Origin of the sequence: Streptomyces sp. NPDC051684 (assembly GCF_044453445.1) — a bacterium.
Lineage (GTDB): Bacteria > Actinomycetota > Actinomycetes > Streptomycetales > Streptomycetaceae > Streptomyces.
The window spans coordinates 43194-68844 of sequence record NZ_JBITCS010000007.1; the positions used below are offsets into that span (position 1 = coordinate 43194).

Below are 25651 nucleotides of genomic sequence, written 5' to 3' on the forward strand. Positions count from 1 at the left end.
GTCAGTCCCTCCTGCTGTTGCCGTAGGAGGAGGTGGGCAGCGTCGCCGCCAACTCCTGCTGGTCGGGCGTGGTGTCCCTGCCCGGCTGGAACGGCTTGATCTCCGGGGCGTCGATCGAACCGTCCTTCTGGATCTTCGGCAGGCTCTTCTCCGGCTCGGGCAGCAGGGCCTTCTTCTTGTTGATGCCGCCCTTGTTGTCGACGCCGTAGAGCGCGTCGTAGATCTTGCGGACGGCGGGTCCCGAGGCTCCGGAACCCGTACCGCCCTGGGCGATCGTCATGACGATCGAGTAGTCCTTCGTGTACGTCGCGAACCACGACGTCGTCTGCTTGCCGTAGACCTCGGCGGTACCGGTCTTGGCGTGCATCGGGATCTTGTCCTGCGGCCAGCCGCCGAAGCGCCAGGCGGCGGTGCCCCGCGTCGCCACGCCCGCGAGGGCCTGGTCGATGTGGCTCTGCGTCTGCTTCGTCATGGGCAGCTTGCCCTGCGACTTGGGCGCGATCTCGCTGACCTGCTTGCCGTCGGGGCTGATCACGGCCTTGCCGACCGAGGGCTGGTACAGCGTGCCGCCGTTGGAGATGGCGCCGTAGATCCGGGCCATCTGGATCGGGGTGACGAGTGTGTCGCCCTGGCCGATGGAGTAGTTGACCTCGTCACCGGCGCGCATCACGTTGCCCTGGCGGCAGTTCTCCCAGTTGAGGCGCTCGACGTAGGAGCCGTCCTTCTTGCCGCCCTTGCACCAGGCGTCCTTGTTGGCCTCCCAGTACTGCTTCTTCCACTTCCGGTCGGGAACCCGGCCGTTGACCTCATTGGGCAGGTCGATACCGGTCTCCTTGCCGAGACCGAACTGGTGGGCCGTCTTGTAGAAGGAGTCGTCCGCGTTGACGCCGCCCTTGGGGTGGATGCCGCCGAGCTTCTGCCACTCCTTGTGGGCGAGGCCGTAGAAGACGGTGTCGCAGGAGACCTCGAGGGCGCGGCCGAGGCTGATCGGGCCGAAGTTCTCCGACTCGAAGTTCTTGAAGACCTGGCTGCCGATCGAGTACGAGCTGGTGCACGGGTAGCGGCCGTTGAACGGGTACCCGGCGTTGACCGCGGCGGTCGACGAGATCACCTTGAAGATCGAGCCGGGCGCGGACTGGCCCTGGATCGCCCGGTTCAGCAGCGGGTAGTTGGACTGCTTGCCGGTGAGCTTGGAGTAGTCCTTGCCGGAGATGCCGCCGACCCAGGCGTTCGGGTCGTACGTCGGGTTGGAGGCCATGGCGACGACGCGGCCGGTCTTGGCCTCCATCACGACGACGGAGCCGGCGTCGGCCTTGTAGTTCTCGCCCGTGTTCTTGTCGAACTCGTGCCGGGCGGCCTTCATCGCCGCGTCCAGCTCCTTCTCGGCGACGGACTGCACGCGGGCGTCTATCGACGTCACGACATTCGCGCCCGGCTCGGCCTTGTCACTCTTGGCGCGGCCGATGACGCGGCCGAGGTTGTCGACCTCGTAGCGGGTGACGCCGGCCTTGCCGCGCAGGTCCTTGTCGTACGTGCGCTCAAGGCCGCTGCGGCCGACCTGGTCGGAGCGCAGGTACGGCGAGTCGGAGTTCTTGGCCTTCTCGATCTCCGCGTCGGTGACCGGCGAGAGGTAGCCGAGGACCTGCGCGGTGTTGGAGCCACCGGGGCCCGCGTAGCGGCGCACGGCGGTGGGCTCCGCGGTGATGCCGGGGAAGTCCTCGCTGCGCTCGCGGATCTGCAGGGCCTGCTTGGGCGTGGCCTCGTCGGTGATCGGGATGGGCTGGTACGGCGAGCCGTTCCAGCAGGGCTGCGGCGTCTTCGCGTCGCACAGCCGGACCTTCTCCTGGATGGTCTTGGGCTGCATCCCGAGGACCTTGGCGAGCTTGGCGAGGACGGCCTTGCCCTCGTCGTCCATCTTCATCAGGTCGGTGCGGGAGGCGGAGACGACGAGCCGCGTCTCGTTGTCGGCAAGCGGGATGCCGCGCGCGTCGAGGATCGAGCCGCGGGTGGCGGGCGTGACGACCTGCTGGACGTGGTTTCCCGAGGCCTCCTTGGCGTACTCGTCGCCGTTGCGGATCTGGAGGTACCAGAGACGGCCGCCGAGGGTGAGCAGGAGGGAGAGGACGAGGATCTGGAGGATGATGAGGCGAATCTGGACGCGAGGGGTCCGGCCCGTCTCAGGAATGTTGGTCACGGTGGCGTGCTCCCCCTCTCAGTACGAGGACGTGTACGAGTAGGTGTACACGCCGAAGCTGTGCGTGCCTGCGGTGCCGTCGATCAACTGCCGTGCGCTCACAGGCGCTTGACCCCCTTGATGCGTCCCGCCCGGGAGGCGCGCGCCTTGACCGATCGCATCCGCAGGCCGCCGCCGCCCTTGCCGCCGATGCTCAGGCCCGTGCCGCCGCCGGAGAGCCAGCCGGAGGAGACGTCCGCGGCCTTGGCGGAGCCGCCGGAGGGCTCGCCGAGCGGATCGTTCTCGGCGCGTCTGGCGAGCCACATCACGCCCGGCACGACGAAGGGCGCGAGCAGCAGGTCGTAGAGCGCCGCGGTGAAGATGAGGCTGCCGAGGCCGACGTCGCGGGCGGCGGTGTCGCCGACGAGCGCGCCCACGCCCGCGTACAGCAGGGTCGTGCCGACGGCGGCGCCGACGACCACGAGCATGGGTCCGGCCGCCGAACGCAGCTGCCCGCTCTCGGGCTTGGCGAGACCGGCCAGATAGCCGATGACGCAGAGCACGAGGGCGTAGCGCCCGGCGGCGTGGTCGGCGGGCGGGGCGAGGTCGGCGAGCAGTCCCGCGCCGAAGCCGACGAAGGCGCCGCCCACGTGTCCGTACACGAGGGCGAGGCCGAGGACGGTCAGGAGCATCAGGTCGGGGACGGCGCCGGGCAGTTGCAGCCGGGCCAGGATGCAGACCTGGAGGACGAGGGCCACGACGACAAGGACCGTGGAGAGCAGCATCCGGTTGAAGCGCATGATTCCTTGCTCCTCCTGCTACTGCTGCTGGTCTGCGTTGTTGTTGCCTGCGGCGCCGTCGCCGTTGCCGTTGGCCTCGCCGTTGCCGTCGGCGCCCGGCGTGGCCGTCACGGTGACGGTGGGCGTCGGCTTGGGCTTGGCGGGTTTCTTCGGCAGCACCGTGTCCCGGGGGTCGGTGCGCGGCGCCTGGACGACGACCCCGACGATGTCGAGCTTGGTGAAGCCGACGTACGGTTTCACGTAGACGGTGCGGGTCAGGTCGCCGCCCGAGGGGTCGACGCGGACGACGCGGCCGACGGGGACACCGGGCACGAACGGCTTGTCGGCCTGGGAGCCGAAGGTGACGAGCCGCTCGCCCGTCTTCACCTTGGCCTTGCCGTTGAGGAGCTGGACGCGCAGCGGGCGGTCTCCCTGCCCGGACGCGAAGCCGAGCTCGTCGGACTTCTCCATGCGGGTGCCGACGGTGAAGTCCGGGTCGTTGGCCAGCAGCACCGTCGCGGTGTTCGGGCCGACGGTCGTCACCCGGCCGACGAGTCCGTCGCCGTTGAGCACCGTCATGTCGCGCTTGAGGCCGTCGTTGGCGCCGGCGTCGATGGTCACGGTCCAGGAGAAGCCCTGGGCCGAGCCGATGGCGATGACCTGGGCGCCCTTGATGCCGTACTGGCCCGCGCCCGCCGTCTTCAGCATGGCGTCGAGCTGGCGGACCTTGCTGCGGTTGCGGTCGCCGCTGCCGAGCTTGGCCTTCAACGCGGCGTTCTCGTGCTCCAGTTCGCCGATGCGGCTGTGCCGCTTGTCGGAGTCGCGGACCGCGCTTATGGCGTTGCCGATCGGGTCGACCGCGCCCGAGACCCCGTTCTCCACGGGGCCGAAGACCGTCGCGGCGGCGTGCCGGGCACCGTCGACAGGCGAGTCCTCGCCGCCGCGGATGTCCACCGTGATCAGTGCGAACGCGATGGCGATCAGCAGCACCAGGAGCAGCCGGCTCTCTCGTGTGTCCCTCACGTGCGGCGGCCGTGCCTTCCTCTGTCGATTGCGTCGAGCGGCGCCCGGCCGTGCCGGGCGTCATTGGGGAGGATTTGTTATGCCTTGCCTATATATCAACGATCCGCCGTACGAAGTGGCAGGCACCCGTACGGCGGACGTTTTCGCTTCACATCATCTGCGCGGCGAGGCGTCCAGAACCTGCTGAAGCGCCTCGAACTCCTCGACGCACTTGCCGGAACCGAGCGCCACACTGTCGAGCGGGTCCTCGGCGATGTGGATCGGCATGCCGGTCTCCCGGCGCAGCCGCTCGTCGAGGCCGCGCAGCAGGGCGCCGCCACCGGTGAGAACGATGCCGCGGTCCATTACGTCACCGGACAGCTCGGGCGGGCACTTGTCGAGGGTGGTCTTCACGGCGTCGACGATCGCGTTGACCGGTTCCTCGATCGCCTTGCGGACTTCTGCCGCCGAGATGACGACGGTCTTCGGCAGGCCGGACACGAGGTCGCGGCCGCGGATCTCGGTGTGTTCGTCGGAGTCGAGGTCGTACGCGGAGCCGATCGTGATCTTGATCTGTTCGGCGGTGCGCTCACCGAGGAGGAGCGAGTACTCCTTCTTGATGTGCTGGATGATCGCGTTGTCCAGCTCGTCGCCCGCGACGCGGATGGACTGCGCCGTGACGATTCCGCCGAGCGAGATCACCGCGACCTCGGTGGTGCCGCCGCCGATGTCGACCACCATGTTGCCCGTGGCCTCGTGGACCGGGAGCCCGGAACCGATGGCCGCGGCCATGGGCTCCTCGATGATGTGCACCTGGCGGGCACCGGCCTGCGAGGAGGCCTCGATGACCGCGCGGCGCTCGACACCGGTGATGCCGGACGGCACGCAGACGACGACACGGGGCCGGGCGAGGTAGCGCCGCTTGTGCACCTTCAGGATGAAGTAGCGGAGCATGCGCTCGGTGATCTCGAAATCGGCGATCACACCGTCCTTCAGCGGACGGACCGCCACGATGTTGCCCGGCGTGCGCCCGATCATCTTCTTGGCTTCGGCGCCGACCGCGAGGATGCCGCCGGTGTTGGTGTTGATGGCGACCACGGACGGCTCATTGAGCACGATCCCTCGACCCCTGACGTACACCAGCGTGTTGGCGGTCCCGAGGTCGACAGCCATGTCACGGCCGATGAACGACATTGAGTTCCCCATCAGGATTCGTCTGGCCTTCCCAAGTGGAGCGTTTGATGGCTTGTCAGGTAGGCGAGAGGTGGACGCGGTGTGGCGTGGAGGCTCCATCGTAGTCTCGCCTGCACGATCACGGCGCGAGGGTCTTCGCCATTGTCAGCATGGGAGTCCCCGCCCCGCTAATGGGGACGTCCCGACGGAGGAGTGCGTTCCCCCAAACGGGCCGCATATGCAAAAGAGCGGCCCGAATTCTCGGGCCGCTCCTGGTCAGTGGCGCTCCGTGACTGACGCTGCATCAGAAAACGAACTCGCCGGTCTCATGGAGCGGACACCGGTTGTCTCACGGAAGTGGGTCGAAGTCCGGAATACGAGAACACCCGGACAGTCGGCTCGTTCATCCCGTTACGAGAAATCGGGGAAGAAAAGCTTCAGCTCGCGCTCCGCGGACTCCTCGGAGTCGGAGGCGTGGATGAGGTTCTCGCGAACAATGGTGCCGAAGTCGCCGCGGATCGAACCCGGGGCGGCGGCGATCGGGTCCGTCGGACCCGCCAGCTGGCGTACGCCCTCGATCACCCGCTCGCCCTCGACGACCAGGGCGACGATCGGCCCGGAGGACATGAAGTCGACCAGCGGCTCGTAGAACGGCTTGCCCTTGTGCTCGCCGTAGTGCGCCTCCAGCGTCTCCTGGCTCAGGCTGCGCAGTTCGAGCGCGCTGATCGTCCAGCCGGCCTTGCGCTCGATGCGGCCGATGACCTCGCCGATCAGGCCGCGGCGAACGGTGTCGGGCTTGAGCAGGACGAGCGTGCGCTGGGTCATTCGCGGGACTCCTTGTAGGCCTAAATGTGCGGTGACGCCCGAGGTTACAGGGCGTGACCACCGCCACGGCAGGCGGGCGGCTCAGGCCTGCTCGGCCTGGGCCGCCCAGCGGGCCTTCGCCTCGTCGACCTTGCGGCCGAAGTGGACCGAGGCCCACCACAGGGCCGCGAAGCAGGCGCCGAGGAAGAACATGACCGGGACGAAGAAGCCGCTGATGATCAGGGCGATCTGCAGCGCCCAGCCGAGCTGGACGCCGCCGGGCCGCGTGACCATGCCGCACAGCAGCACGCTGAGCAGCATCGCGATGCCGCTCACCGTCCACACGAGCGTGGCCGACAGGTCGGGGTCCTTCATGGCGACGAGCCCGGCGAAGCCGATGACGAAGAACTCGGCGAGCAGCGTCGAGGAACAGAGAATACGCACGGCGGTCAGCCCTTCCCCAGGAGCAGCCGGGCCTCGCCGACCGTGATGACGGAACCGGTGACGAGCACTCCCCCGCCCGCGTACTCGCCCTCTTCCTCGGCGAGCGTGATCGCGGCCTCCAGGGCGTCGTCGAGGCGGGGCTCGACCTGGACGCGCTCGTCGCCGAAGACCTCCACCGCGATGCCCGCCAGTTCGTCGGCGTCCATGGCGCGGTGGCTGGAATTCTGCGTGACGACGACCTCCGCGAAGATCGGCTCGAATGCCTCCAGGAGCCCCCGTACGTTCTTGTCGCCACTGGCTCCGACGACACCGATGAGGCGGCTGAAGTCGAAGACCTCGCCGATCGCCTCGGCGGTGACACGGGCGCCCGCCGGGTTGTGCGCGGCGTCGAGGACGACCGTCGGCGAGCGGCGCACGACCTCCAGGCGGCCCGGCGAGGTGGCCGAGGCGAACGCCGTGCGGATCGTGTCGATGTCGAGCGGACGCGCGTGCTCCGAGCCGATGCCGAAGAACGCCTCGACGGCGGAGAGCGCCACCGCCGCGTTGTGCGCCTGGTGCGCGCCGTGCAGCGGAAGGAAGATGTCCTCGTACTCGCCGCCGAGCCCGCGCAGCGTCACCAACTGGCCGCCGACGGCGACCTCGCGGCGGACGACGCCGAACTCCAGGCCCTCGCGGGCCACCGTCGCGTCCGCCTCCACGGCCTTCTTGAGGATCACCTGCGCCGCGTCCACCGGCTGCTGCGCCATGATCACGGAGGCGTCCTGCTTGATGATCCCGGACTTCTCGCCGGCGATCTCGCCGGGCGTCTCACCGAGCCGGTCGGTGTGGTCCAGGTCGATGGGCGTGATGACCGCGACCGAACCGTCGATCACGTTCGTCGCGTCCCAACTGCCGCCCATGCCGACCTCGACGACCGCCACGTCCACCGGGGCGTCGGCGAAGGCCGCGTAGGCCATGCCGGTCAGCACCTCGAAGAAGGAGAGGCGGTACTCCTGCTGGGCGTCGACCATCTCGACGTACGGCTTGATGTCGTCGTACGTCTCGATGAAGCGCTCGTGGTCGATCGGGGCGCCGTCCAGGCTGATCCGCTCGGTGATCGACTGGACGTGCGGCGAGGTGTACCGGCCGGTGCGCAGGTCGAAGGCCGTGAGCAGGGCCTCGATCATGCGGGCCGTGGACGTCTTGCCGTTCGTGCCCGTGATGTGGATCGAGGGGTACGCCTTCTGCGGCTCGCCCAGCACGTCCATCAGCGCCGCGATGCGCGACACGGACGGCTCCAGCTTCGTCTCGCCCCAGCGGGTGGCGAGCTCCGCCTCCACCACCCGCAGCGCCTTCTCCACCTCGGGGTCCTGCGGGCGGGCCGGGATGCCGTCGCCCTGCGGCGGGGCCGACTGGGTGCGCAGGGTGCGGCTGCCCGCCTCGATCACCGCGAGGTCGGGGTCGCGGGTGGTCTCTTCGCCGACGATCTCTTCGAACTGGTCGGCGTCGTCGGGGTTGTCGGGGAAGCCGGGGTCGCTGCTGTCGCGCGGGGGGAGGTCACTCACACACGCCAGTCTACGGAGGTCCACCGACAGCGCGCCCGACGCCACCCGACGTCCCGGTTCGGGACTTTCGACCTGTCCGTTTCGGGACCTTGGTCCCTCCGCTGCGCGTTCCGGCCCGGCAAACTTGCGGATCATGGACATAGGCATCGATCTCGGCACCGCCAACACCCTTCTGTACGTGCGCGGTCAGGGCATCGTGCTGAACGAACCGTCGGTCGTCGCCGTGAAGGCGGCCGGGAAGCCCGGTGGCAAGCCGAGCGGCAAGTCGGGCGGGCACGGTGACGTCCTCGCGGTGGGCACCGAGGCGAAGGAGACGATCGGGCGCACGCCGGGGTCGATCACCGCGATCCGGCCGCTGCGGGACGGCGTGATCAGCGACTACGAGGCGGCCGAGGCGATGATCCGGCACTTCGTCCGCAAGGCGGTCCCCGGGCGCCGGCCCCGGATCCGCATGGTGGTGTGCGTGCCGAGCGGGGTCACGCCGGTGGAGCGGCGGGCCATCGAGCACGCGGCGCAGCGGGCCGGGGCGAAGGCCGTGCACCTGATCGAGGAGCCGATGGCGGCGGCGATCGGGGCGGGGCTCCCGGTCGCGGATCCGCGCGGTTCGATGGTCGTCGACATCGGCGGCGGCACGAGCGAGGTGGCCGTCATCTCCCTTGGCGGCGTGGTCACTTCGCAGTCGCTGCGGGTCGGCGGCGACCGGTTCGACGAGGCGATCACGGACTACGTGCGCAAGGAGCACGGGCTGCTGATCGGCGAGCGCACGGCCGAGGACATCAAGGTCGCGATCGGCTCCGCGTGGCCGGTGCCCGGCGAGGACGCCTTCGAGACGCGGTCGTTCACCGTGCGGGGGCGCGAGAAGGTGGCGGGGCTTCCGAAGACGGTCGAGCTGACGGTGCGCGAGGTGCGGGCCGCACTCGACGAGCCCGTGGAGGCGGTCATCGCCGCGGTGAAGGCGACGCTGGAGGAGTGTCCTCCGGAGCTGTCGGGGGACGTGATGGAGCACGGGATCGTGCTGACGGGCGGGGGCGCGCTGCTGCCGGGGCTCGATCTGCGGATCGCCTCCGGCACGGGGATCCCGGTGTTCGTCGCGGACGACCCGCTGGACAGCGTGGCGCTGGGGTGCGGGAAGTGTGTGGACGACTTCGACGGGTTGCAGCGGATGCTCGCGGCGTGAGTTTCGTGGGGGCCGAGTCGGGTTCGCGGGTGCGGTGCCGCTGTGGTCCCTTTTCGCGCAGTTCCCCGCGCCCCTGAAAAGCAGCCCCTACGTTCTTGCCGGGAAGGCTGCTCGCACCTCGTACGTTGCCTGCTTCGTCGGGCCCGCCTCGAACGTGCCGCCCAACGACAGGACCCGTTCCGCCATGCCGGCCGTGCCGGTGCCCGCCGAGACCGGGACGGTCGTCGGGGTGGCCGTCGGCAGGGGGTTGGCGACCGTGACGTGGAGGCGGTTGGCCGCGACCGTCACCGTGACGGTCACCGGCCGGCCCGGGGCGTGCTTCGCGGCGTTCGTGAGGCACTCCTGGACGACGCGGTAGACCGCGGCCTGGCGCAGCGGGGACTGGGCGCGGGCGGCGGCGTCCACGTCGACGGAGACCTCGTTGCCGGCCGCCGCGCTCTCCTCGGCGAGCCGGGGCAGCGCGTCGAGGCCGGGGGTGGGCGTGCCGCCCCCGCTGCCGCGGCGCACGACGATCTCGTTGAGCAGCAGGTGCGCCCGCCGCGCCGTCTCGGACAGCTCGTCGAATTCGCTCTCCCAGGTCTCGCCGCGGGCCCGCCGCGACAGCACCTCCGCCCGTACCGAAAGCATCGTCAGCTCGCGGCCCACGAAGTCGTGCACGTCGCCCGCGACGTCGGAGCGCTCCTGCTGCACGGCTTGGAGCAGCGCGGTCTCGGCCCCCTTGGCCTCCAGGGCGCGGACGAGGTCGATGCGGCGCGCGGCGATGCCGACGCCGGTGGCGAGCACACCGATGGGCACGGCGAGGGCGAGGAACTGGCTGACGCTCTCGCCGCCCCGGTGCGCGGGCCATTCGAAGAGCGCGTACGCGGCGCAGGCCCAGACGAGGTAGAGGCAGCAGGCGAGGACGCCGGAGTTGCGGCCCCGGTAGCGGGCCACGGAGTACAGGGCGAACTGGATCAGGGTCACGTCGTGCAGCCAGCCGAGGAGGACCATCCCGACGGCGAACGACAACCAGGGCCCCCATGGATCGCGCCGGCGCAGCAGCAGTGTCGCGGCGCCGAGGGCGAGCACGAGCGTGGCGGACGCCCCGCTCAGCGCGTTGTCGGCCCGGGCGAGGCCGGGGATGTCCAGGCCCATCAGGGCGAAGCAGCCGACGGCCGTGACGAGGTCGACGGCGTGCGGGGTGCCGCGCCAGCGCTCCAGGCCCGACCAGAGGCGACCGAGCCGACGGCCCGCGACGGTCTCCGCCACCCCGTTCGTCGCCGCCCCGTCGGCCTCGTCGTGCATGGAGCCCCTTATCCCCGCGCGCCTGTACCCGGTACGTCCCCTTTCTTACCTTGATCCGGCGCGCCGGGCAGCACGAAGGCCCCGGACCCGCGAGCGGGTTCCGGGGCCTTCGCCATGCGTCGGTCAGCCCTGCGGCAGCCGGTCCAACTGCGCCTGGATGCGGGCGATGTCCTCGTCCGCCTTGGCGAGCCGGCCCTTGATCTTGTCGACCACGTGGTCCGGGGCCTTGGCGAGGAACGCCTCGTTGCCCAGCTTGCCCTCGGACTGCGCCTTGTCCTTCTCGGCGGTGGCGAGGTCCTTGGCCAGGCGCTTGCGCTCGGCCGCCACGTCGATCGCGCCGGACAGGTCGAGCGCCACCTCGGCGCCCGCGACCGGCAGCGTGGCGGTGGCCGCGAAGCCCTCGCCCTCCGGCTGGAGCTTGAGCAGCTGGCGGATGGCCGGCTCGTGCGCGGCGAGCGCCGTGCCCTCCAGGGTGAGGCGGGCCGGGACGCGCTGGCCCGCCTTGAGGCCCTGGTCGCCCTTGAAGCGGCGGACCTCGGTGACGACCTGCTGGAGCGTCGCGATCTCCTGCTCGGCGGCCTCGTCGCGGAAGCCGCTGTCGGCCGGCCAGTCGGTGATCACGATGGACTCGCCGCCCGTGAGCGTCGTCCACAGCGTCTCCGTGACGAACGGGACGACCGGGTGGAGCAGGCGCAGCATGACGTCCAGGACCTCACCGAGGACCCGGCCCGAGACCTTGGCCGGCTCGCCGCCCGCCATGAACGTCGTCTTCGACAGCTCGACGTACCAGTCGAAGACCTCGTCCCACGCGAAGTGGTAGAGCGAGTCGGAGAGCTTCGCGAACTGGTAGTCGTCGTAGAACGCGTCGACCTCGGCGACCGTCTTGTTGAGACGGGAGAGGATCCAGCGGTCCGTCGCCGTCATCTCGTCCTGCGACGGCAGCGGGCCCTCGACGGTCGCGCCGTTCATGAGCGCGAAGCGCGTCGCGTTCCAGATCTTGTTGGCGAAGTTGCGGGACGCCTGGACCCAGTCCTCGCCGATCGGGACGTCGATGCCGGGGTTGGCACCGCGGGCGAGCGTGAAGCGCAGCGCGTCGGAGCCGTAGGTGTCCATCCAGTCCAGCGGGTTGACCGCGTTGCCGAACGACTTCGACATCTTCTTGCCGTGCTCGTCGCGGACCATGCCGTGGAAGGCGATGGTCTTGAAGGGGACCTCGCCGTCCATCGCGTACAGGCCGAACATCATCATCCGGGCGACCCAGAAGAACATCAGGTCGTACCCGGTGACCAGCGCCGAGTTCGGATAGAACTTGGCCAGGTCCTCGGTCTGCTCCGGCCAGCCCAGCGTGGAGAAGGGCCACAGACCGGAGGAGAACCAGGTGTCGAGGACGTCGGTGTCCTGGTGCCAGCCCTCGCCGCTCGGCGGCTGCTCGTCGGGGCCGACGGCCACGGTCTCGCCGTTCGGGCCGTGCCAGACAGGGATGCGGTGGCCCCACCACAGCTGGCGAGAGATGCACCAGTCGTTGAGGTTGTCGACCCAGTCGAAGTAGCGCTGCGTCAGATCGGCGGGGTGGATGTTCGTCCGGCCGTCGCGGACCGCGTCGCCGGCCGCCTTGGCGAGCGGCTCGACCTTCACCCACCACTGCAGCGAGAGCCGCGGCTCCAACGTCGTCTTGCACCGCGAGCAGTGCCCGACCGAGTGCGTGTACGGGCGCTTCTCGGCGACGATCCGGCCCTCGGCCCGCAGCGCGGCGACGATCGCGGAGCGCGCCTCGAAGCGGTCGAGCCCCTCGAAGGGACCGTGGACCGTGATGATGCCGCGCTCGTCCAGGACCTCAAGGGCCTCCAGGTCGTGGCGCTGGCCGATCGCGAAGTCGTTCGGGTCGTGGGCGGGGGTGACCTTCACGGCACCCGTGCCGAACTCCGGGTCGACGTGCGTGTCCGCGACGACGGGGATGCTGCGGCCGGTCAGCGGCAGCTTGATCCGCTTGCCGACGAGGTGCGCGTACCGCTCGTCGTCCGGGTGGACGGCGACCGCGGTGTCGCCCAGCATCGTCTCGGCGCGCGTGGTCGCGACGACGATGGTGTCCTCGCCCTCGCCGTACTTCATGGAGACGAGCTCGCCGTCGTCGTCCTGGTAGTCCACCTCGATGTCCGAGATGGCCGTCAGGCAGCGCGGGCACCAGTTGCTGATGCGCTCGGCGCGGTAGATCAGGCCGTCGTCGAACATCTTCTTGAAGACGGTCTGGACGGCGCGGGACAGGCCCTCGTCCATGGTGAAGCGGTCGCGGCTCCACGCCACACCGTTGCCCAGGCGGCGCATCTGGCCGGCGATCTGGCCGCCGGACTCGGCCTTCCACTGCCAGACCCGCTCGACGAACGCCTCGCGACCCAGGTCGTGCCGGGACTTGCCCTCCTTGGCGAGCTCGCGCTCCACGACGTTCTGCGTGGCGATGCCCGCGTGGTCCATGCCGGGCTGCCACAGCGTCTCGTAGCCCTGCATGCGCTTGCGGCGGGTCAGGGCGTCGATCAGCGTGTGCTCGAAGGCGTGGCCGAGGTGCAGCGAGCCCGTGACGTTGGGCGGCGGGATGACGATCGTGTACGGCGGCTTCTCGCTCTTGGGATCGGCATCGAAGTAACCGCGCTCTACCCAGCGCTCGTACAGCGGCGCCTCTACTTCGGCCGGCGCGTACTGGGTCGGCAGTTCGGAGGTGGGCACTGGCGTCTGCTGCTGAGAGTTCTCGGTCACGGGGCCAGTTTAGAGGGGTTACAAGCTCGTACTGAAACCGAATCCGGTGGAACGGATCGCACCCACGTACGTCAGGATGTCGGCAGCACATAAGCAACGGGAGGGAATGCCAGTAATGAGCCACAACCAGCCGGGCCCGTACGGGAACCAGCCGCCGCAGCAGCCGGGTCCGTACGGTCAGCAGCCCCAGCAGCCGGGCCCCTACGGCCAGCCGCAGCAGCCGGGTCCGTACGGGCAGCCGCAGCAGGCTCCGCAGCCCGGCTACGGTTACCCGCAGCAGCCGCCGCAGCAGGCGCCGCAGGGCGTTCCCCCGCAGCAGCCCCCGGGCGCCCCGTACGGCCAGCCCCAGGCGCCCGGCGGTTACGGCCAGCCCCAGCAGCCGGGTCCGTACGGGCAGCCGCAGCAGGCTCCGTACGGCCAGTACCCGCAGCAGCCGCCCGCCGGCGGGGGCGGCAACAAGAAGGTGCTGGGCATCGTGATCGGCGCGGTCGCCGTGGTGGCGGCGCTCGGGGTGGGTGGCTACTTCATCTTCGGCGGCGGGGACAGCGGCGGCAGCGGCTCGTCCGTGGCGGACGACGGCGCGCACAAGCTGACGACGCCGGCCACGGTCCTGGGCGAGTACCAGAAGAGCAGCTCGAACACCTCCAGCAGCGGCACCTTCAGCGACAGTGACCTCGCCGAGGCCAAGAAGTGGGGCGTGACCGACCCCAAGAGCGTGAACGCCAGCTACAAGGCGGGCTCCGGCACCTCGGTCAAGGCGATCAACTTCGGTGGCGTCTACGGCAAGATCGAGGACCCGGAGAAGGTCGTCGACTCGATGTTCACCGAGATGGAGAAGAAGTCCAAGGAAGAGGCCGGTGGCGCGAGCGGCGCCAAGGTCTCCTTCGAGGGCTCGCCGCAGAAGTTCGAGCCGGCCGGCTTCAAGAACGGCGTCATGAAGTGCCAGAACGCCAAGTACGCGATGCCCGGCGGCAGTTCGTCCACGGCGGGCGTGCCGTCGAGCTTCAAGATGCCGATGTGCATCTGGGGTGACCACAGCACGGTCACGTACATCGTGTACTCCGACAGCGGCGCCATCATCGCGAAGAAGGAGCAGCCGCTGAGCGAGGCGGCCGACACGACGGCGAAGCTGCGCGACGAGGTCCGCGTCAAGTCCTGACGCCCGCATCGCACCGCGCACCGCGCGCACCGCACGAGAAGGGCCCCGGCCGGAGATCCGACCGGGGCCCTTCTCGCGCTCTCGCGCCGACTGGCGTTCGGCTACGCCGACTTCTGCTCTCCGCTGCCGCCGCCACGGGCGTCGCGCGGGATCAGCGTCGGGTTCACGTTCGAGTGAACGGCGTCCGCGGTGATGACGACGCGGGCGACGTCCTTGCGGGACGGCACCTCGTACATCACCGACTGGAGGACCTCCTCCATGATGGCGCGCAGCCCGCGCGCCCCGGTGCGGCGCAGGATCGCCTGGTCGGCGATGGCCTCCAGCGCCTCGCGCTCGAAGTCCAGCTCCACACCGTCGAGTTCGAAGAGCCGCTGGTACTGCTTGACCAGAGCGTTCTTCGGCTCGACGAGGATCTGGAGCAGCGCCTCACGGTCGAGGTTCTGGACCGCGGTGATGACCGGGAGGCGACCGATGAACTCGGGGATCATCCCGAACTTCACCAGGTCCTCCGGCATGACCTCCTGGAACTGGTCCTTCTCGTCCAGCTCGCGCTTGGAGTGCAGCGTCGCGCCGAAGCCGATGCCCTTGGCTCCGGCCCGCGACTCGATGATCTTCTCCAGACCGGCGAACGCGCCGCCCACGATGAACAGCACGTTCGTCGTGTCGATCTGGATGAACTCCTGGTGCGGGTGCTTGCGGCCGCCCTGCGGCGGGACCGAGGCGCTGGTGCCCTCGAGGATCTTGAGGAGCGCCTGCTGCACGCCCTCACCGCTCACATCACGGGTGATCGACGGGTTCTCCGACTTGCGGGCGACCTTGTCGATCTCGTCGATGTAGATGATCCCGGTCTCGGCCTTCTTGACGTCGTAGTCGGCCGCCTGGATCAGCTTCAGCAGAATGTTCTCGACGTCCTCGCCGACGTAGCCCGCCTCCGTCAGCGCCGTCGCGTCGGCGATGGCGAACGGGACGTTGAGCATCCGCGCCAGCGTCTGCGCGAGGAGCGTCTTGCCGGAACCGGTCGGGCCGAGGAGAAGGATGTTGGACTTCGCGAGTTCGATCGCGTCGTCCCGCCCGTTCGCCCCGCCGTTCTCACCGGCCTGGACGCGCTTGTAGTGGTTGTACACCGCGACGGACAGGGCCTTCTTGGCGGCTTCCTGTCCTACGACATAGCTCTCGAGGAACTCGTAGATCTCGCGCGGCTTGGGAAGCTCTTCCCAGCGCACTTCGCTCGTCTCCGCGAGCTCTTCCTCGATGATCTCGTTGCAGAGGTCGATGCACTCGTCGCAGATGTACACACCGGGGCCTGCGATGAGCTTCTTGACCTGCTTCTGGCTCTTTCCGCAGAACGAGCACTTGAGCAGATCGCCGCCGTCACCGATGCGTGCCACGAGGTGCTTCCCCTTCGCCTGGGAGACGCTCGCGTAAAGCGGCTCCTGGTGCCTGTATCCGACGGTACCTTGCCGGGCCCCCCGTTCGGGCCCCCCTTGGCACGGTTCACTTCACCCCGTTGGGAGTTCGTGCCCGCGCCAAGGGGAATGGCAGACGATACAGCGCGGTCTTACGCGATCGCCTCGTTGTTCATCTTGCGCGTCGAGACGACCTGGTCGACCAGGCCGTACGCGAGCGCGTCCTCGGCCGTGAGGATCTTGTCGCGCTCGATGTCGTCGCGGATCTTCTCGATCGGCGTCGTCGAGTGCTTGGCCAGCATGTCCTCCAGCTGGGCACGCATGCGCATGATCTCGTTGGCCGCGATCTCCAGGTCGGAGAGCTGCTCACGGCCGGTGCCGCCCGAGGGCTGGTGGATCAGCACACGGGCGTTGGTCAGCGCCATGCGCTTGCCCGGGGTGCCGGCGGCCAGCAGGACGGCGGCCGCGGAGGCGGCCTGGCCCATGCAGACCGTCTGGATGTCCGGCTTCACGAACTGCATCGTGTCGTAGATGGCCGTGAGGGCCGTGAACGAGCCGCCGGGGCTGTTGATGTAGATGGAGATGTCGCGGTCCGGGTCCATCGACTCCAGGCACAGCAGCTGCGCCATGACGTCGTTGGCCGACGCGTCGTCGATCTGCACGCCGAGGAAGATGATGCGCTCCTCGAAGAGCTTCGCGTACGGGTCGTACTCGCGCACGCCCTGCGAGGTGCGCTCGACGAAGCGCGGCACCACGTAGCGGTTGTCGACCTGGGGGCCCTGGTACAGGCCGCTGCCGGGGAAGTTGTTCATGGTCGGTGTTCCGTCCTGGTGAGGGTGGGCTTGGCCGGCTGTGCCGACGTGATCGCGGGGATCAGGCGCCGGTGCCGCCGCCGCCCGGAACGCCCGTAGCGGCAGTGATGATCTCGTCGATGAGGCCGTACTCCTTGGCCTCCTCGGTGGTGAACCAGCGGTCGCGGTCACCGTCACGGATGATCGTCTCGACGCTCTGGCCGGAGTGCCGCGCGGTGATCTCGGCCATGCGCTTCTTCGTGCGCAGCAGGTACTCGGCCTGGATCTTCACGTCCGAGGCGGTACCGCCGATGCCCGCGGAGCCCTGGTGCATCAGGATGTCGGTGTGCGGCAGCGCGAAGCGCTTGCCGGCCGAGCCACCGGTCAGCAGGAACTGGCCCATGGAGGCGGCCATGCCCATGCCGATGGTGACGACGTCGTTCGGGATGTACTGCATGGTGTCGTAGATCGCCATGCCGGCCGTCACCGAACCGCCGGGGCTGTTGATGTACAGGAAGATGTCCTTGTCCGGGTCGGCGGCAAGGAGCAGCATCTGTGCGGTGATCTTGTTCGCGATGTCGTCGTCGACCTGCTGGCCGAGGAAGACGATGCGCTCGCCGAGCAGCCGGTTGTAGACATGGTCGCCGAGGCCACCACCGATGGACGGCTCGCCTGCGGCGGAAGGCATCAGATTCGTCACGTATCCACCTGCTCGTCTCTGACGGCTGCACGCGCCGTCTCGCGTCTTTAGCTGGGGCCGGGGGCCGTGCTCGGACTCCCCTGCCCTCCTCTTCATGGACCCTAACGCGCGGCCCCCTCCGGGGAATCCCGCGGATGGAACTGTTCGCTGTGAGCGCAGGTCGCCACGGCTGCCCGCACCCCCGGCGGAACAACCGAGGCCCCCGGGAACCGCAGCGGTTCCCGGGGGCCTCAGTCACACGTTCCTGGGCGGAGCGCTTACTTGTCCTCGGCCTCGGCGGACTCGGCGGCGGCCTCAGCGGCCTCCTCCGTCTCCTCCTCGTCGTCCGACAGGTCGACGACCTCGCCGTTGGTGTCCTTGACCGTGGCGGCCTCGACGACCGTGGCAAGGGCCTTTCCGCGGGCGACCTCGCCGACGAGCATCGGGACCTGGCCACCCTCGACGACGGCCTGGGCGAACTGGTCGGGGGACATGCCGGAGGAGGCGGCGCGGCGCATGAGGTGCTCGGTGAGCTCCTCCTGGCTGACGTTCAGCTTCTCCTTGTTGACGAGCTCGTCGAGGACGAACTGCGTCTTGATGCCCTTGACGGCCTGCTCGCTCGTCTCGGCGTCGAACTCCTCGACCGTCTTGCCCTGGATCTCGAGGAACTTCTCGAGGTTCAGGCCCATCTGGGCGAGCTGGTGGTTCTCGAGGTTGTGCTTGCGGGTCTGGACCTCGTCCTCGAGGAGCTTCTCCGGGACGGGGACCTCGACCAGCTCGAGCAGCTTCTCGAGGACGCGCTCCTGAGCCTGCGTGGCCTGGTCGTTCAGCTTCTGGTTCTCGAGGCGCTTGCGGCTGTCGCCCCTCAGCTCCTCGAGGGTGTCGAACTCGGAGGCGAGCTGCGCGAACTCGTCGTCCAGCTCGGGCAGTTCACGCTTGGCGACCTGGGACACCTTCACGGTGACCTCGGCGTCCTTGCCCTCGGCGGAGCCGCCCTTGAGCTCGGAGGTGAAGGTGGCCTCGCCACCGGCCTCCAGGCCCTTGACGGCGTCGTCGATGCCGTCGAGGAGCTCGCCCGAGCCGATGGTGTACGAGACGCCGGAGGCGACGCCGTCCTCGAGGACCTCGCCCTCGACCTTGGCCTCCAGGTCGATCGTCACGACGTCGCCGTCCTCGGCGGCGCGCTCGACCGGCGCGGTGGAGGCGAAGCGGTCGCGCAGCTGCTCGACGGCCTTGTCGACGTCCTCCTCGGTGACCTCGGTGGCGTCGACCTCGACCTCGATGCCGGAGTAGTCCGGGATCTCGATCGTCGGGCGGACGTCGACCTCAGCGGTGAAGTTCAGCGTCTCGCCGTCCTTCAGGTCCGTGATGTCGACCTCGGGCTGCCCGAGGACGTTGAGCTCCGCCTCGTTGACGGCCTCGGTGTAGAACTTCGGGAGCGCGTCATTGACGGCCTCTTCGAGCACCGCGCCGCGACCGAACCGCTGGTCGATGACGCGGGCCGGGATCTTGCCCTTGCGGAAGCCCTTCACCGTGACCTGCTGGTTGATCTTCTTGTACGCCGCGTCGAGGCTGTCCTTGAGCTCCTCGAAGGGCACCTCAATGCTGAGCCGAACCCGGGTCGGGTTCAGGGTCTCGACGGCGCTCTTCACGGTGGGTCTCCTTGGGGGCTGACTTCTGGGATCGTGCCCGGCTTGAGAGACACACGGGCATGCAGCTTGCATAGTAACGGCACGCCGCTGCGGACCCACAATGCGATCTTGGAGAACCCCGGGGCGGTCTCACGACCTGCGCCCGAACGCTGGTCGGGGTGGCGGGATTTGAACCCACGGCCTTCCGCTCCCAAAGCGGACGCGCTACCAAGCTGCGCCACACCCCGTCGGTGCGACACGTAGGGTACATGCCCGCAGGCCGTGCGGCGCCCGCGCTGCGGGCCGCCGGAAAGGGGGTGTGCGCTCGACGCCCCCGACCCGCTACGATGCCTGCGTACCGCGGTCACCGACCTGCGGTGCGGCCGTGCGGGCGTAGCTCAATGGTAGAGCCCTAGTCTTCCAAACTAGCTACGCGGGTTCGATTCCCGTCGCCCGCTCCACGAGAAAGGCGCTGGTCAGAGGCGCCTTTTCTCATATCCAGCAAGATCGTTTGAGTCTCTCGGGATGGGTCGCGTCCCCTAACCTCCCCTAGCGGGATCCGAGAGAGCGTGATCACCCATGACCCGAGCCCCTCGTCGAGGGAGCGGTTCCGTCCGACAACTGAAGTCCGGACGGTACGAGGTCCGGTACACCGGACCCGACGGCAAGCGCCGCAACCTTCCCGGCACCTTCCCGACCAAGAAGGCCGCCGAGGCCGCGCTCGCCAAGAGCCTGTCCGAACGCATCGACAACAAGTGGATCGCCCCGGAACTGAACTCGGTCACCTTCGAGAGCTGGTTCACTCCCTGGCTCAAGCGCCACTGCGAAGATCTCCAGCCGCAGACGGTCGAGCTGTACGAGGGCATCGCCCGGCACTTCATCCTCGGCGCGGTCGGCGGCATCCGTCTCGGCGACGTCGCCCTCGGCCGCATCACGCCGAGCCTCGTGGCCGAGTGGCGCAGCGCCGTGAAACGCACGGTCCATGCGCACGTGGTCGAGCGAGACGGTAACGCTGCGTACCGCAAGGCATACGCCGAGGTGATCCGGTGTGCCCGCGCCACAGCTCCCCGAGGCTCGAAGGCGTCCGCCGCGCACGGGGCCGAGCCGTCTGCCCGCAGCGCCGGTGAAGCTGCTCGCCGTGCCGCCCAAGCCAACGTCCGGGCAGACGCCGGCCACACCCGCACGGCGCACGCTTACAAGCTGCTGAAGACGGCGTTCATGGCAGCCATCCGTGAGGGGCGGGTGCATTCGAACCCGTGCAACATTCCCGGCGCCGATGCGATCCGAACACCAGAGCGCCCCATCGCCTCGGTACAAGAGGCCGAGCGAGCCGCCGACGCTGCGCCCGACCGCTTCCGCGCCGCTGTCCACCTGAAGCTCTGGAGCGCACTACGGGGCGGCGAACTGTTCGCTCTCCAGCGCCGCCACGTCGACCTTGAGGAGGGGACCGTACGCGTGGAACAAGCGCTCCAGGAGACAAAGGGCAAGGGCGTCACGGTCAAGCCGATGCCGAAGTCCCACGCCGGGTTCCGCACGGTCAAGCTGCCGCCCAGTACGGTGCGCATTCTCCAAGAACACCTTGAGCGTTACGTCGGGGAGGATCTGGACGCCTTCGTGTTCGTCGGCGCCAAGGGCGGGCTCATGGCCCGGTCTCGCCGTGCGGAGTTGTGGGGCAAGGTGCGGGCCGAGATCGGCCGACAGGATCTCCACATGCACGATCTGCGGCACACGTCGGGGACCGTGACGGCCGCGCTCGGGACCCCGCTGAAGCAATCCATGAAGCGCTTGGGGCACAGCTCCGCACGAGCCGCGCTGCGGTATCAGCACGCGACCGAACAAGGAGACGCGGAGATCGCCGAAAAGATGCAGGCGATGCTCGATGGGCGTGTTGACGTGCTGAGTCTTCGTCGGGCGAGGAAGGCTGCAAGCTGATTCGTCAACGAACCTCGGTGGTGAGCGCCTGTCTGGCGCTCACCACCTCACCCGCTTACAGACGCCTCGGTGCCCGCCGGGCGGGGAAGAGGCAGTCGGGGCAGATCCCCTCGTCCTCCACGCGATTCAAGGATCGGCGCACTGTCCGTTCAGCTACGTGGAAGCGGTCGGCGGTTTCCTTCAACGGGTCGTCCCAACCGTCCTTGCTTAGCCTCGTGTAGAGCTTCGCCATGTCAAGGCCCCTGTCAAGACCCCTCTTCTCGGTGGGCTCCCAATCTGGCTTCAAGCGTCGTTTGATCTCCTGGAGCGCCTCGTCATCTTCTGGTACGGGCGCGTGGGCTGGCCCCGGCCACCACTCGCACGCACCCAGACCGCCCGAGGCGGCGGCAGACCGAAGCACATGCGCGAGCACCTTCTGAGAGATCCCAGCGGCCGGCCCGTGCTCCCCCGCGGCCAGCGGCGGCCGCATGTGCCGTCCAACAACCGCGATGGGTTCGCTGTCGCTGATCAGCAACACAAGCGTTAGGTACCGATCCGGCCATTCCATTTCGAGGTGGAGCCATCGCGGCAACGACAGGCCCCCACGCCCCGGCAGCTTCACGCGCTGCCCCGGATCTTCGCCTCCGCAGCGTTCACAGGGGTCCTCCGAGGAGAACGCGATCCACTCCGGGTCCTCATCGTCTCGACCTCTGTGCCACGGCTTTTCATTTGACATGTCACCGCACACTAGTGCGCTTAGAGCGGTCGGCGTAGGACGCTTGCGATGTCACGGGACGCACCCGTCTCACTGCACACAGAACCGTCAATTGCTCTGATAACGCTTGCCGTTGCCTTGATCTGACCTCGGATGCGGCGGGCGGGAGGGACTGTAATGACGACCAGCACCTTGCGGCTCGGCCTCACGGCCATCGAGTTCGCGGCTCTCAAGGGAGAGTCCAGGGACACCGTGTATCGCGGTATCAGGGACGGCTCCATCCCGAACCGAGGCACGCGTCGAACCGTCTGCATCCCCATCGCGTACGTCGCCGAGCAGTTCGGGGTATCCATCGACGAAGTCCGGCGCGCCGTCGGCATCCTGCCCGCCGAGGGGGACACCGAGGCTGCCGAGGCGGGTGCGTGATGAACGGCGCAAGGCACCGAACGGACACCGAGACTGGGTTCAAGTACGGCTCAGCACCACACCGGGCCCCGAGCTGGCCGGGGCACTGATGCGCCACCCTCATGAGGACCAGCTGCCCCTGTGGGATGCCGAAACCCCCAGTAGCTGCGCGACATGGATGGCCGACGTCAAGGCCGACGTGATCGCGCTCGTCGAGCAGGGGCACAAGGTCTGCGCCGACGACGTACGCCGACGCCACGGCGTACCGCCCTGCCACCCCAACCATCTGGGGCTTGTCATCAAACTCCTCTACCTCGACGGCTGGATACGAGTCGTCGGGTGGATCCGATCGGCGGTCCCCACGAATCACGGCCGGGTCATCCGCCTGTGGGGGCCTGGCGTCCGTCTCGGGCATGGCCTCCAACCAGGCAACTGACGAGATGAGGAACTTCTCGCGTGGCTGATTTCCCGAACTCAGCAGACAGCGCAGCGGCACCGCCCGCAATCAAGCCCCTCGTTCCCACCGTTGAGGAGCAGCGTGCATTCCTCGATGGGCAAGGCGAGAGCCGTTACGCCACCCTCGATCCGGGCCAGACGGTTCGCGGGTTCGTGACGTCGGTCTTGCTGGAGCAGGACACCGACTTCGTAACTGGCCAGGGGAAATTTATCGAGGCTGAAGTGCCGCAAATGATGATGCGGGCTCTACTCCGCGACGGCACCGGCCCGCAGGCGCAGCGGTGGATCGTGGAGATCCGCAAAGGCCAGCGCCGGGACGCGATCCGGCAAGCCGTGCAGGACGCCGGAGTGACGGGCATCGAAGTCGGCGGCTGGCTTGAGCTGTCCTGTGTATCGAAGCAGAACAACCGCAAGATCTACGCGGCCCGGTACACGCCCCCGCCGCAACCGCAGGCTGCGCCCGCGCCCTCGATGGCCGAGGCTCAAGCCGCTGTACCCGGCGCATTCTCCGTGCCCGGCGACCCGAGCGTGCACCCGGCCAATCAGGGCTTCCCAGTGGCCGCCGACGGCGTACAGCAGCAGACCGACCAGCCCCCGTTCTGATCGCGGCGCACCCCGCCCAGGGGCACACCGCCACTCCCTCTTCATGTGGAGACAATCATGGAAGAGATATCGAACACTTGCCCGATGGATGGTGGAGTTCACACCGACATCTATCGCAGTCCACAAGCGCGAGCCGTCGGCGCCGCCCTGGCGGACGCCGTCGCCGCCGCCGACCCGGTCGTCCGCATCATCGCCACAGCCGGTGACGAGGACGACATGCAAACTGTCCGCGTCCTCAGCCATAGCGTCCTCTCGATCGTCGACCAGCTCCACCACCTTGACCGTCTCCTCGACGCGTGGGGGTGCGGCAAGTGAGCTGGCTCAAGCTGGACGACGGCTTCGACGAGCACCCGAAGGTCGTCGCCGTGGGGCCGACCGCTGGGTTCCTCTTCATCAAGGGGATGTGCTACTGCGGTCGGCAATTGACCGACGGCTACATTCCGGCCCCGGTCGCCCGGAAGCTGGGCACCAAGAAGCAGATCGCCAAGCTCGTCACGTACGACTTGTGGCACCGAAGCGGGCATCAGTGTGCGCGCTGCGTGCAGCCCCCGGACGGCGGCTTCGTGGTGCACGACTACGCGGCATACCAACAGTCGCGGGCTCAGGTGGAAGCGAAGCGAAAGAGCGACGCGGAGCGGCAGCGCAGGCACCGAGGAGCGTCCTCGCCTCCACCCCACGCACGGCACGAACGTGTCGCTGCGGAGCCGATGGGACAGCCATCGATGCTCCGCGAAGCGCTCCCCGAAACGCTCACGCAGATGCAATTTGAAGACGTTTCCGCAGGTCAGGGCGATCCGTCACGGCGTGACTCGCGTGGCCAGATCCTCTCCAATCCTATAGATCCCCTTACGGGGATCTCTCTCTCAGACGGCGCCGAGTACGTCGCCGAGGCATGGACCGCCGCGTACAACGCATCCCACGAACACCCGGCACCTAGAAAGCTCATCAACGAAGTGCGCCGATCCGCAGTCGATCTCCTGCAAGACGGCTACGGCCCACGCCAACTGCTCGAACTTGCGCAGGAGATGGCGCCGGAGGGGTGGCGCGACTTTAGCCGCCATCTCGCGGCCCGCGAACGGGGCACAAGCAGCAGCAACAGGAAGAACACGGCGGAGGACTGGGCGCGTGTCGTCGGTGGTCTCGTGGGGGACCGGGCTGACGCGGAAGCCGACGTTCGGGGGCTGCTGTGAACCTCCGAGAGACGGGCCTGCTCTTGGCCGCGTCCGCGGTGATCTCCGGCGTGCGCGACGACAGCGACGACAAGGCCAAGGAACTATGCGCCAAGCTGTGGCACCGCATCCTCGCGGACGTCCCATACGCCGTCGCCGTGGAGTGCCTGCGCGAGCACTACCGCACCAACCGTTTCCCGGTGACCCCAGCGGAGATTGTTGGCTGCTGCGGGAACAGACGCCGCGCCAACCTCAGCGGCGCCCCCGAGCCCGCCCCGGACGCGGACCCGGACAATCCCGAGACGTATCTGGCTCGGCTGCGGGCGCAGCGAGTGGAGGCTGCCGCCACCGGGCAATGGCCGACGGCCGACCGCCCTTCACTCGACAGCGCGCCCGGCACAGGCAGCACCGGGAACCCTCCCTACGTTCCCGACGACGCACGCCAGCTCATTCAAGCGGCGATCACCTGGCAGCAGAACCCGTGCATCGCGGTCGCCTGTCCGGCCCCCCAGTGCGGGGCGCAGCCCGGCGAGTACTGCCAAGGGCGCGGGAGCCGCTCACAACGAGGCAAGAAGAAGCGCCGCTGTCATCCGTCCCGCCAAGAGGCGTACGAGGCCCAGTTCCCCGAGGAGTCCTCATGACGGTGGAGTCCAAATTGCGGGAGATCCTCGCTGCCGCGTTCCGTGCCGAAACAGCGGCCAATCCGCACTCGCAAGAAGGGCTCTCGATGTCCGGGCTGGGGGCCTGTACGCGCCGCGCCGCGTACGCCTTGGCCGGCATCCCGGTGCCGCCGACCGCGACCTCGTCCAAGGAGAACCGGGCCGCGAATCTCGGCACCTGGATTCACGCTGGTCTGCTGCCCCGGCTCGCACAGGTACTGGGCGGTCGCACTGTCGTCGAGTTCCCGGTCCAGGTGGACTCGGACGGGGTCTGTATTCCGGGGCACCTCGACCTCGCCACGTTCGCCTTGGCGGTACCGGAGGCCGAAGCCGTCGTCGTGGACGTGAAGAGCGTCACCGGCTCGATCCTCTCGGATAGGCGGCTTACCGGCCCCACCAGAGCCCACAAGCTCCAGATCTGGGCGTACGGGCTCGGCCTCGTGCAGTCGGGGCGTCGCGTCTCCCACACCGCCGTCGTCTACGTGGGGCGCGAACGCGGGGAGGTCGAGGTGTTCGTCGAAGAGTTCGGCCCCGAGCAAGAAGGCGCCGTCTACTCGCGCATCGCTCGCCTCGTCGAGTGGTCCAAGGCCCCCGATGAGGCGCCCCGCGACACCGCGCAGCCCCGATACGAGTGCCCGTCCTGTCCATTCCGGGCGCGGTGCTGGTCGGCGGTCGGTGGGCTCCCCGTCGTCGACGACGTCCAAGACGCCGACCCCTCGCTCGTCGGGGGCGTCGAGCGGGCCGCGCTTAGCTACTTGCGGGCCGGTGCAGCCGAGAGCGACGCGAAGGCCGCCAAGGCTCTGGCACGTGCCGAGCTGACGCAAGTGACGGCTGGCCAGTACGGGCGCGTCCGGGTCGGCTGGTCAGCCAAGGGGGCGATCAGTGTTCGCCTGACCGCGCAGCATTCCGAAGCCAGCAGCGGGGGGCAGGCGTGACAAC

At 68.7% G+C, this 25651-nt stretch carries 23 protein-coding genes and 2 tRNA genes; 11 read left to right on the forward strand and 14 right to left on the reverse strand.

Going from position 1 to position 25651, the window contains the following annotated elements; translation table 11 throughout:
* Nucleotide 1 precedes the first annotated feature (1 nt).
* From mrdA to ACIA8D_RS10770, 7 genes are all read right to left on the reverse strand, one after another.
* Complete coding sequence (gene mrdA / locus ACIA8D_RS10740) at nt 2–2194, reverse strand: penicillin-binding protein 2 (RefSeq protein ID WP_399230734.1); 2193 nt, start codon at nt 2192–2194, stop codon at nt 2–4.
* A gap of 98 nt (nt 2195–2292) precedes the next feature.
* Nucleotides 2293–2973 carry a rod shape-determining protein MreD gene (gene mreD / locus ACIA8D_RS10745; protein ID WP_399230735.1) on the reverse strand — a complete coding sequence of 227 codons (681 nt, stop codon included), beginning with the start codon at nt 2971–2973 and terminating at the stop codon, nt 2293–2295.
* 18 nt (nt 2974–2991) lie between these two features.
* Nucleotides 2992–3975: a rod shape-determining protein MreC gene (gene mreC, locus ACIA8D_RS10750; protein WP_399230737.1), complete on the reverse strand. Its 984-nt coding sequence runs from the start codon at nt 3973–3975 to the stop codon at nt 2992–2994.
* Between the two features lie 153 nt (nt 3976–4128).
* Nucleotides 4129–5148: a rod shape-determining protein gene (locus tag ACIA8D_RS10755; RefSeq protein WP_266719674.1), complete on the reverse strand. Its 1020-nt coding sequence runs from the start codon at nt 5146–5148 to the stop codon at nt 4129–4131.
* Between the two features lie 390 nt (nt 5149–5538).
* A complete protein-coding gene (gene ndk, locus ACIA8D_RS10760) occupies nt 5539–5952 on the reverse strand; it encodes a nucleoside-diphosphate kinase (RefSeq protein ID WP_399230738.1) in 414 nt (137 codons plus the stop codon).
* 81 nt (nt 5953–6033) lie between these two features.
* Entirely contained in the window at nt 6034–6375 is a 342-nt protein-coding gene (locus ACIA8D_RS10765) for a DUF4233 domain-containing protein (protein WP_399230740.1), read from the reverse strand.
* 5 nt (nt 6376–6380) lie between these two features.
* Entirely contained in the window at nt 6381–7919 is a 1539-nt protein-coding gene (locus tag ACIA8D_RS10770; RefSeq protein ID WP_399230742.1) for a bifunctional folylpolyglutamate synthase/dihydrofolate synthase, read from the reverse strand.
* Between the two features lie 133 nt (nt 7920–8052).
* Here ACIA8D_RS10770 and ACIA8D_RS10775 point away from each other — a divergent pair, with 133 nt between their 5' ends.
* Complete coding sequence (locus tag ACIA8D_RS10775; protein WP_399230744.1) at nt 8053–9096, forward strand: rod shape-determining protein; 1044 nt, start codon at nt 8053–8055, stop codon at nt 9094–9096.
* 87 nt (nt 9097–9183) lie between these two features.
* On the opposite strand, the gene ACIA8D_RS10780 is transcribed toward ACIA8D_RS10775, so the two are convergent.
* Together ACIA8D_RS10780 and ACIA8D_RS10785 are read right to left on the reverse strand one after the other, a co-directional pair.
* Entirely contained in the window at nt 9184–10380 is a 1197-nt protein-coding gene (locus ACIA8D_RS10780) for a sensor histidine kinase (RefSeq protein WP_399230746.1), read from the reverse strand.
* Nucleotides 10381–10503: 123 nt separating this feature from the next.
* Nucleotides 10504–13128, reverse strand: coding sequence for a valine--tRNA ligase (locus ACIA8D_RS10785; protein ID WP_399230748.1), 2625 nt, complete (start codon nt 13126–13128; stop codon nt 10504–10506).
* A 115-nt stretch (nt 13129–13243) separates the two neighbouring features.
* On the opposite strand from ACIA8D_RS10785, the gene ACIA8D_RS10790 reads away from it, so the two are divergent.
* A complete protein-coding gene (locus tag ACIA8D_RS10790) occupies nt 13244–14287 on the forward strand; it encodes a hypothetical protein (RefSeq protein ID WP_399230749.1) in 1044 nt (347 codons plus the stop codon).
* Between the two features lie 101 nt (nt 14288–14388).
* Here the strand turns inward: ACIA8D_RS10790 and clpX are convergent, their stop codons facing one another.
* From clpX to ACIA8D_RS10815, 5 genes are all read right to left on the reverse strand, one after another.
* Nucleotides 14389–15675: an ATP-dependent Clp protease ATP-binding subunit ClpX gene (gene clpX, locus ACIA8D_RS10795; protein WP_399230750.1), complete on the reverse strand. Its 1287-nt coding sequence runs from the start codon at nt 15673–15675 to the stop codon at nt 14389–14391.
* 170 nt (nt 15676–15845) lie between these two features.
* Nucleotides 15846–16505, reverse strand: coding sequence for an ATP-dependent Clp protease proteolytic subunit (locus ACIA8D_RS10800; RefSeq protein WP_266719658.1), 660 nt, complete (start codon nt 16503–16505; stop codon nt 15846–15848).
* A gap of 61 nt (nt 16506–16566) precedes the next feature.
* Nucleotides 16567–17172 (reverse strand): ATP-dependent Clp protease proteolytic subunit, encoded by a 606-nt coding sequence (locus tag ACIA8D_RS10805; protein WP_266725478.1) that lies wholly within the window; start codon nt 17170–17172, stop codon nt 16567–16569.
* A gap of 269 nt (nt 17173–17441) precedes the next feature.
* Nucleotides 17442–18815, reverse strand: a complete 1374-nt coding sequence (gene tig / locus ACIA8D_RS10810; RefSeq protein ID WP_399230752.1) for a trigger factor — start codon at nt 18813–18815, stop codon at nt 17442–17444.
* 150 nt (nt 18816–18965) lie between these two features.
* Nucleotides 18966–19042: transfer RNA gene (locus tag ACIA8D_RS10815), tRNA-Pro, on the reverse strand.
* A gap of 139 nt (nt 19043–19181) precedes the next feature.
* Here ACIA8D_RS10815 and ACIA8D_RS10820 point away from each other — a divergent pair.
* The 9 genes from ACIA8D_RS10820 to ACIA8D_RS10860 all read left to right on the forward strand — a co-directional run bounded on the left by ACIA8D_RS10820 (nt 19182) and on the right by ACIA8D_RS10860 (nt 25647).
* Nucleotides 19182–19255, forward strand: a tRNA-Gly gene (locus tag ACIA8D_RS10820).
* 118 nt (nt 19256–19373) lie between these two features.
* Nucleotides 19374–20726, forward strand: a complete 1353-nt coding sequence (locus ACIA8D_RS10825) for a tyrosine-type recombinase/integrase (protein WP_399230754.1) — start codon at nt 19374–19376, stop codon at nt 20724–20726.
* A gap of 871 nt (nt 20727–21597) precedes the next feature.
* Entirely contained in the window at nt 21598–21846 is a 249-nt protein-coding gene (locus tag ACIA8D_RS10830) for a hypothetical protein (protein ID WP_399230755.1), read from the forward strand.
* Nucleotides 21847–22003: 157 nt separating this feature from the next.
* The gene (locus ACIA8D_RS10835) at nt 22004–22261 is read left to right on the forward strand and encodes a hypothetical protein (protein WP_399230757.1); all 258 of its coding nucleotides are present in this window, start codon (nt 22004–22006) and stop codon (nt 22259–22261) included.
* A 20-nt stretch (nt 22262–22281) separates the two neighbouring features.
* Nucleotides 22282–22884: a hypothetical protein gene (locus tag ACIA8D_RS10840; RefSeq protein ID WP_399230759.1), complete on the forward strand. Its 603-nt coding sequence runs from the start codon at nt 22282–22284 to the stop codon at nt 22882–22884.
* 84 nt (nt 22885–22968) lie between these two features.
* Nucleotides 22969–23199 carry a hypothetical protein gene (locus ACIA8D_RS10845; protein ID WP_399230761.1) on the forward strand — a complete coding sequence of 77 codons (231 nt, stop codon included), beginning with the start codon at nt 22969–22971 and terminating at the stop codon, nt 23197–23199.
* Nucleotides 23196–24074, forward strand: coding sequence for a hypothetical protein (locus ACIA8D_RS10850; protein ID WP_399230763.1), 879 nt, complete (start codon nt 23196–23198; stop codon nt 24072–24074). The genes ACIA8D_RS10845 and ACIA8D_RS10850 overlap by 4 nt, the downstream gene beginning before the upstream one ends.
* On the forward strand, nt 24071–24694 hold the full coding sequence (locus ACIA8D_RS10855; protein ID WP_399230765.1) for a hypothetical protein: 624 nt from the start codon (nt 24071–24073) through the stop codon (nt 24692–24694). Before ACIA8D_RS10850 ends, ACIA8D_RS10855 begins: the two co-directional genes overlap by 4 nt.
* Nucleotides 24691–25647, forward strand: coding sequence for a PD-(D/E)XK nuclease family protein (locus ACIA8D_RS10860; RefSeq protein WP_399230766.1), 957 nt, complete (start codon nt 24691–24693; stop codon nt 25645–25647). Before ACIA8D_RS10855 ends, ACIA8D_RS10860 begins: the two co-directional genes overlap by 4 nt.
* The last annotated feature ends 4 nt before the right edge of the window (nt 25648–25651 follow it).

Coding starts and splice junctions, on each gene's coding strand:
- ACIA8D_RS10780 (WP_399230746.1), bottom strand. CDS start 10,380: ATGCACGACGAGGCCGACGGGGCGGCGACGAACGGGGTGGCGGAGACC.
- ACIA8D_RS10835 (WP_399230757.1), top strand. CDS start 22,004: ATGGCCGACGTCAAGGCCGACGTGATCGCGCTCGTCGAGCAGGGGCAC.
- ACIA8D_RS10830 (WP_399230755.1), top strand. CDS start 21,598: ATGACGACCAGCACCTTGCGGCTCGGCCTCACGGCCATCGAGTTCGCG.
- ACIA8D_RS10845 (WP_399230761.1), top strand. CDS start 22,969: ATGGATGGTGGAGTTCACACCGACATCTATCGCAGTCCACAAGCGCGA.
- ACIA8D_RS10755 (WP_266719674.1), bottom strand. CDS start 5,148: ATGTCGTTCATCGGCCGTGACATGGCTGTCGACCTCGGGACCGCCAAC.
- ACIA8D_RS10805 (WP_266725478.1), bottom strand. CDS start 17,172: ATGCCTTCCGCCGCAGGCGAGCCGTCCATCGGTGGTGGCCTCGGCGAC.
- ndk (WP_399230738.1), bottom strand. CDS start 5,952: ATGACCCAGCGCACGCTCGTCCTGCTCAAGCCCGACACCGTTCGCCGC.
- mreD (WP_399230735.1), bottom strand. CDS start 2,973: ATGCGCTTCAACCGGATGCTGCTCTCCACGGTCCTTGTCGTCGTGGCC.
- ACIA8D_RS10790 (WP_399230749.1), top strand. CDS start 13,244: ATGAGCCACAACCAGCCGGGCCCGTACGGGAACCAGCCGCCGCAGCAG.
- ACIA8D_RS10825 (WP_399230754.1), top strand. CDS start 19,374: ATGACCCGAGCCCCTCGTCGAGGGAGCGGTTCCGTCCGACAACTGAAG.
- ACIA8D_RS10775 (WP_399230744.1), top strand. CDS start 8,053: ATGGACATAGGCATCGATCTCGGCACCGCCAACACCCTTCTGTACGTG.
- ACIA8D_RS10860 (WP_399230766.1), top strand. CDS start 24,691: ATGACGGTGGAGTCCAAATTGCGGGAGATCCTCGCTGCCGCGTTCCGT.
- ACIA8D_RS10800 (WP_266719658.1), bottom strand. CDS start 16,505: ATGAACAACTTCCCCGGCAGCGGCCTGTACCAGGGCCCCCAGGTCGAC.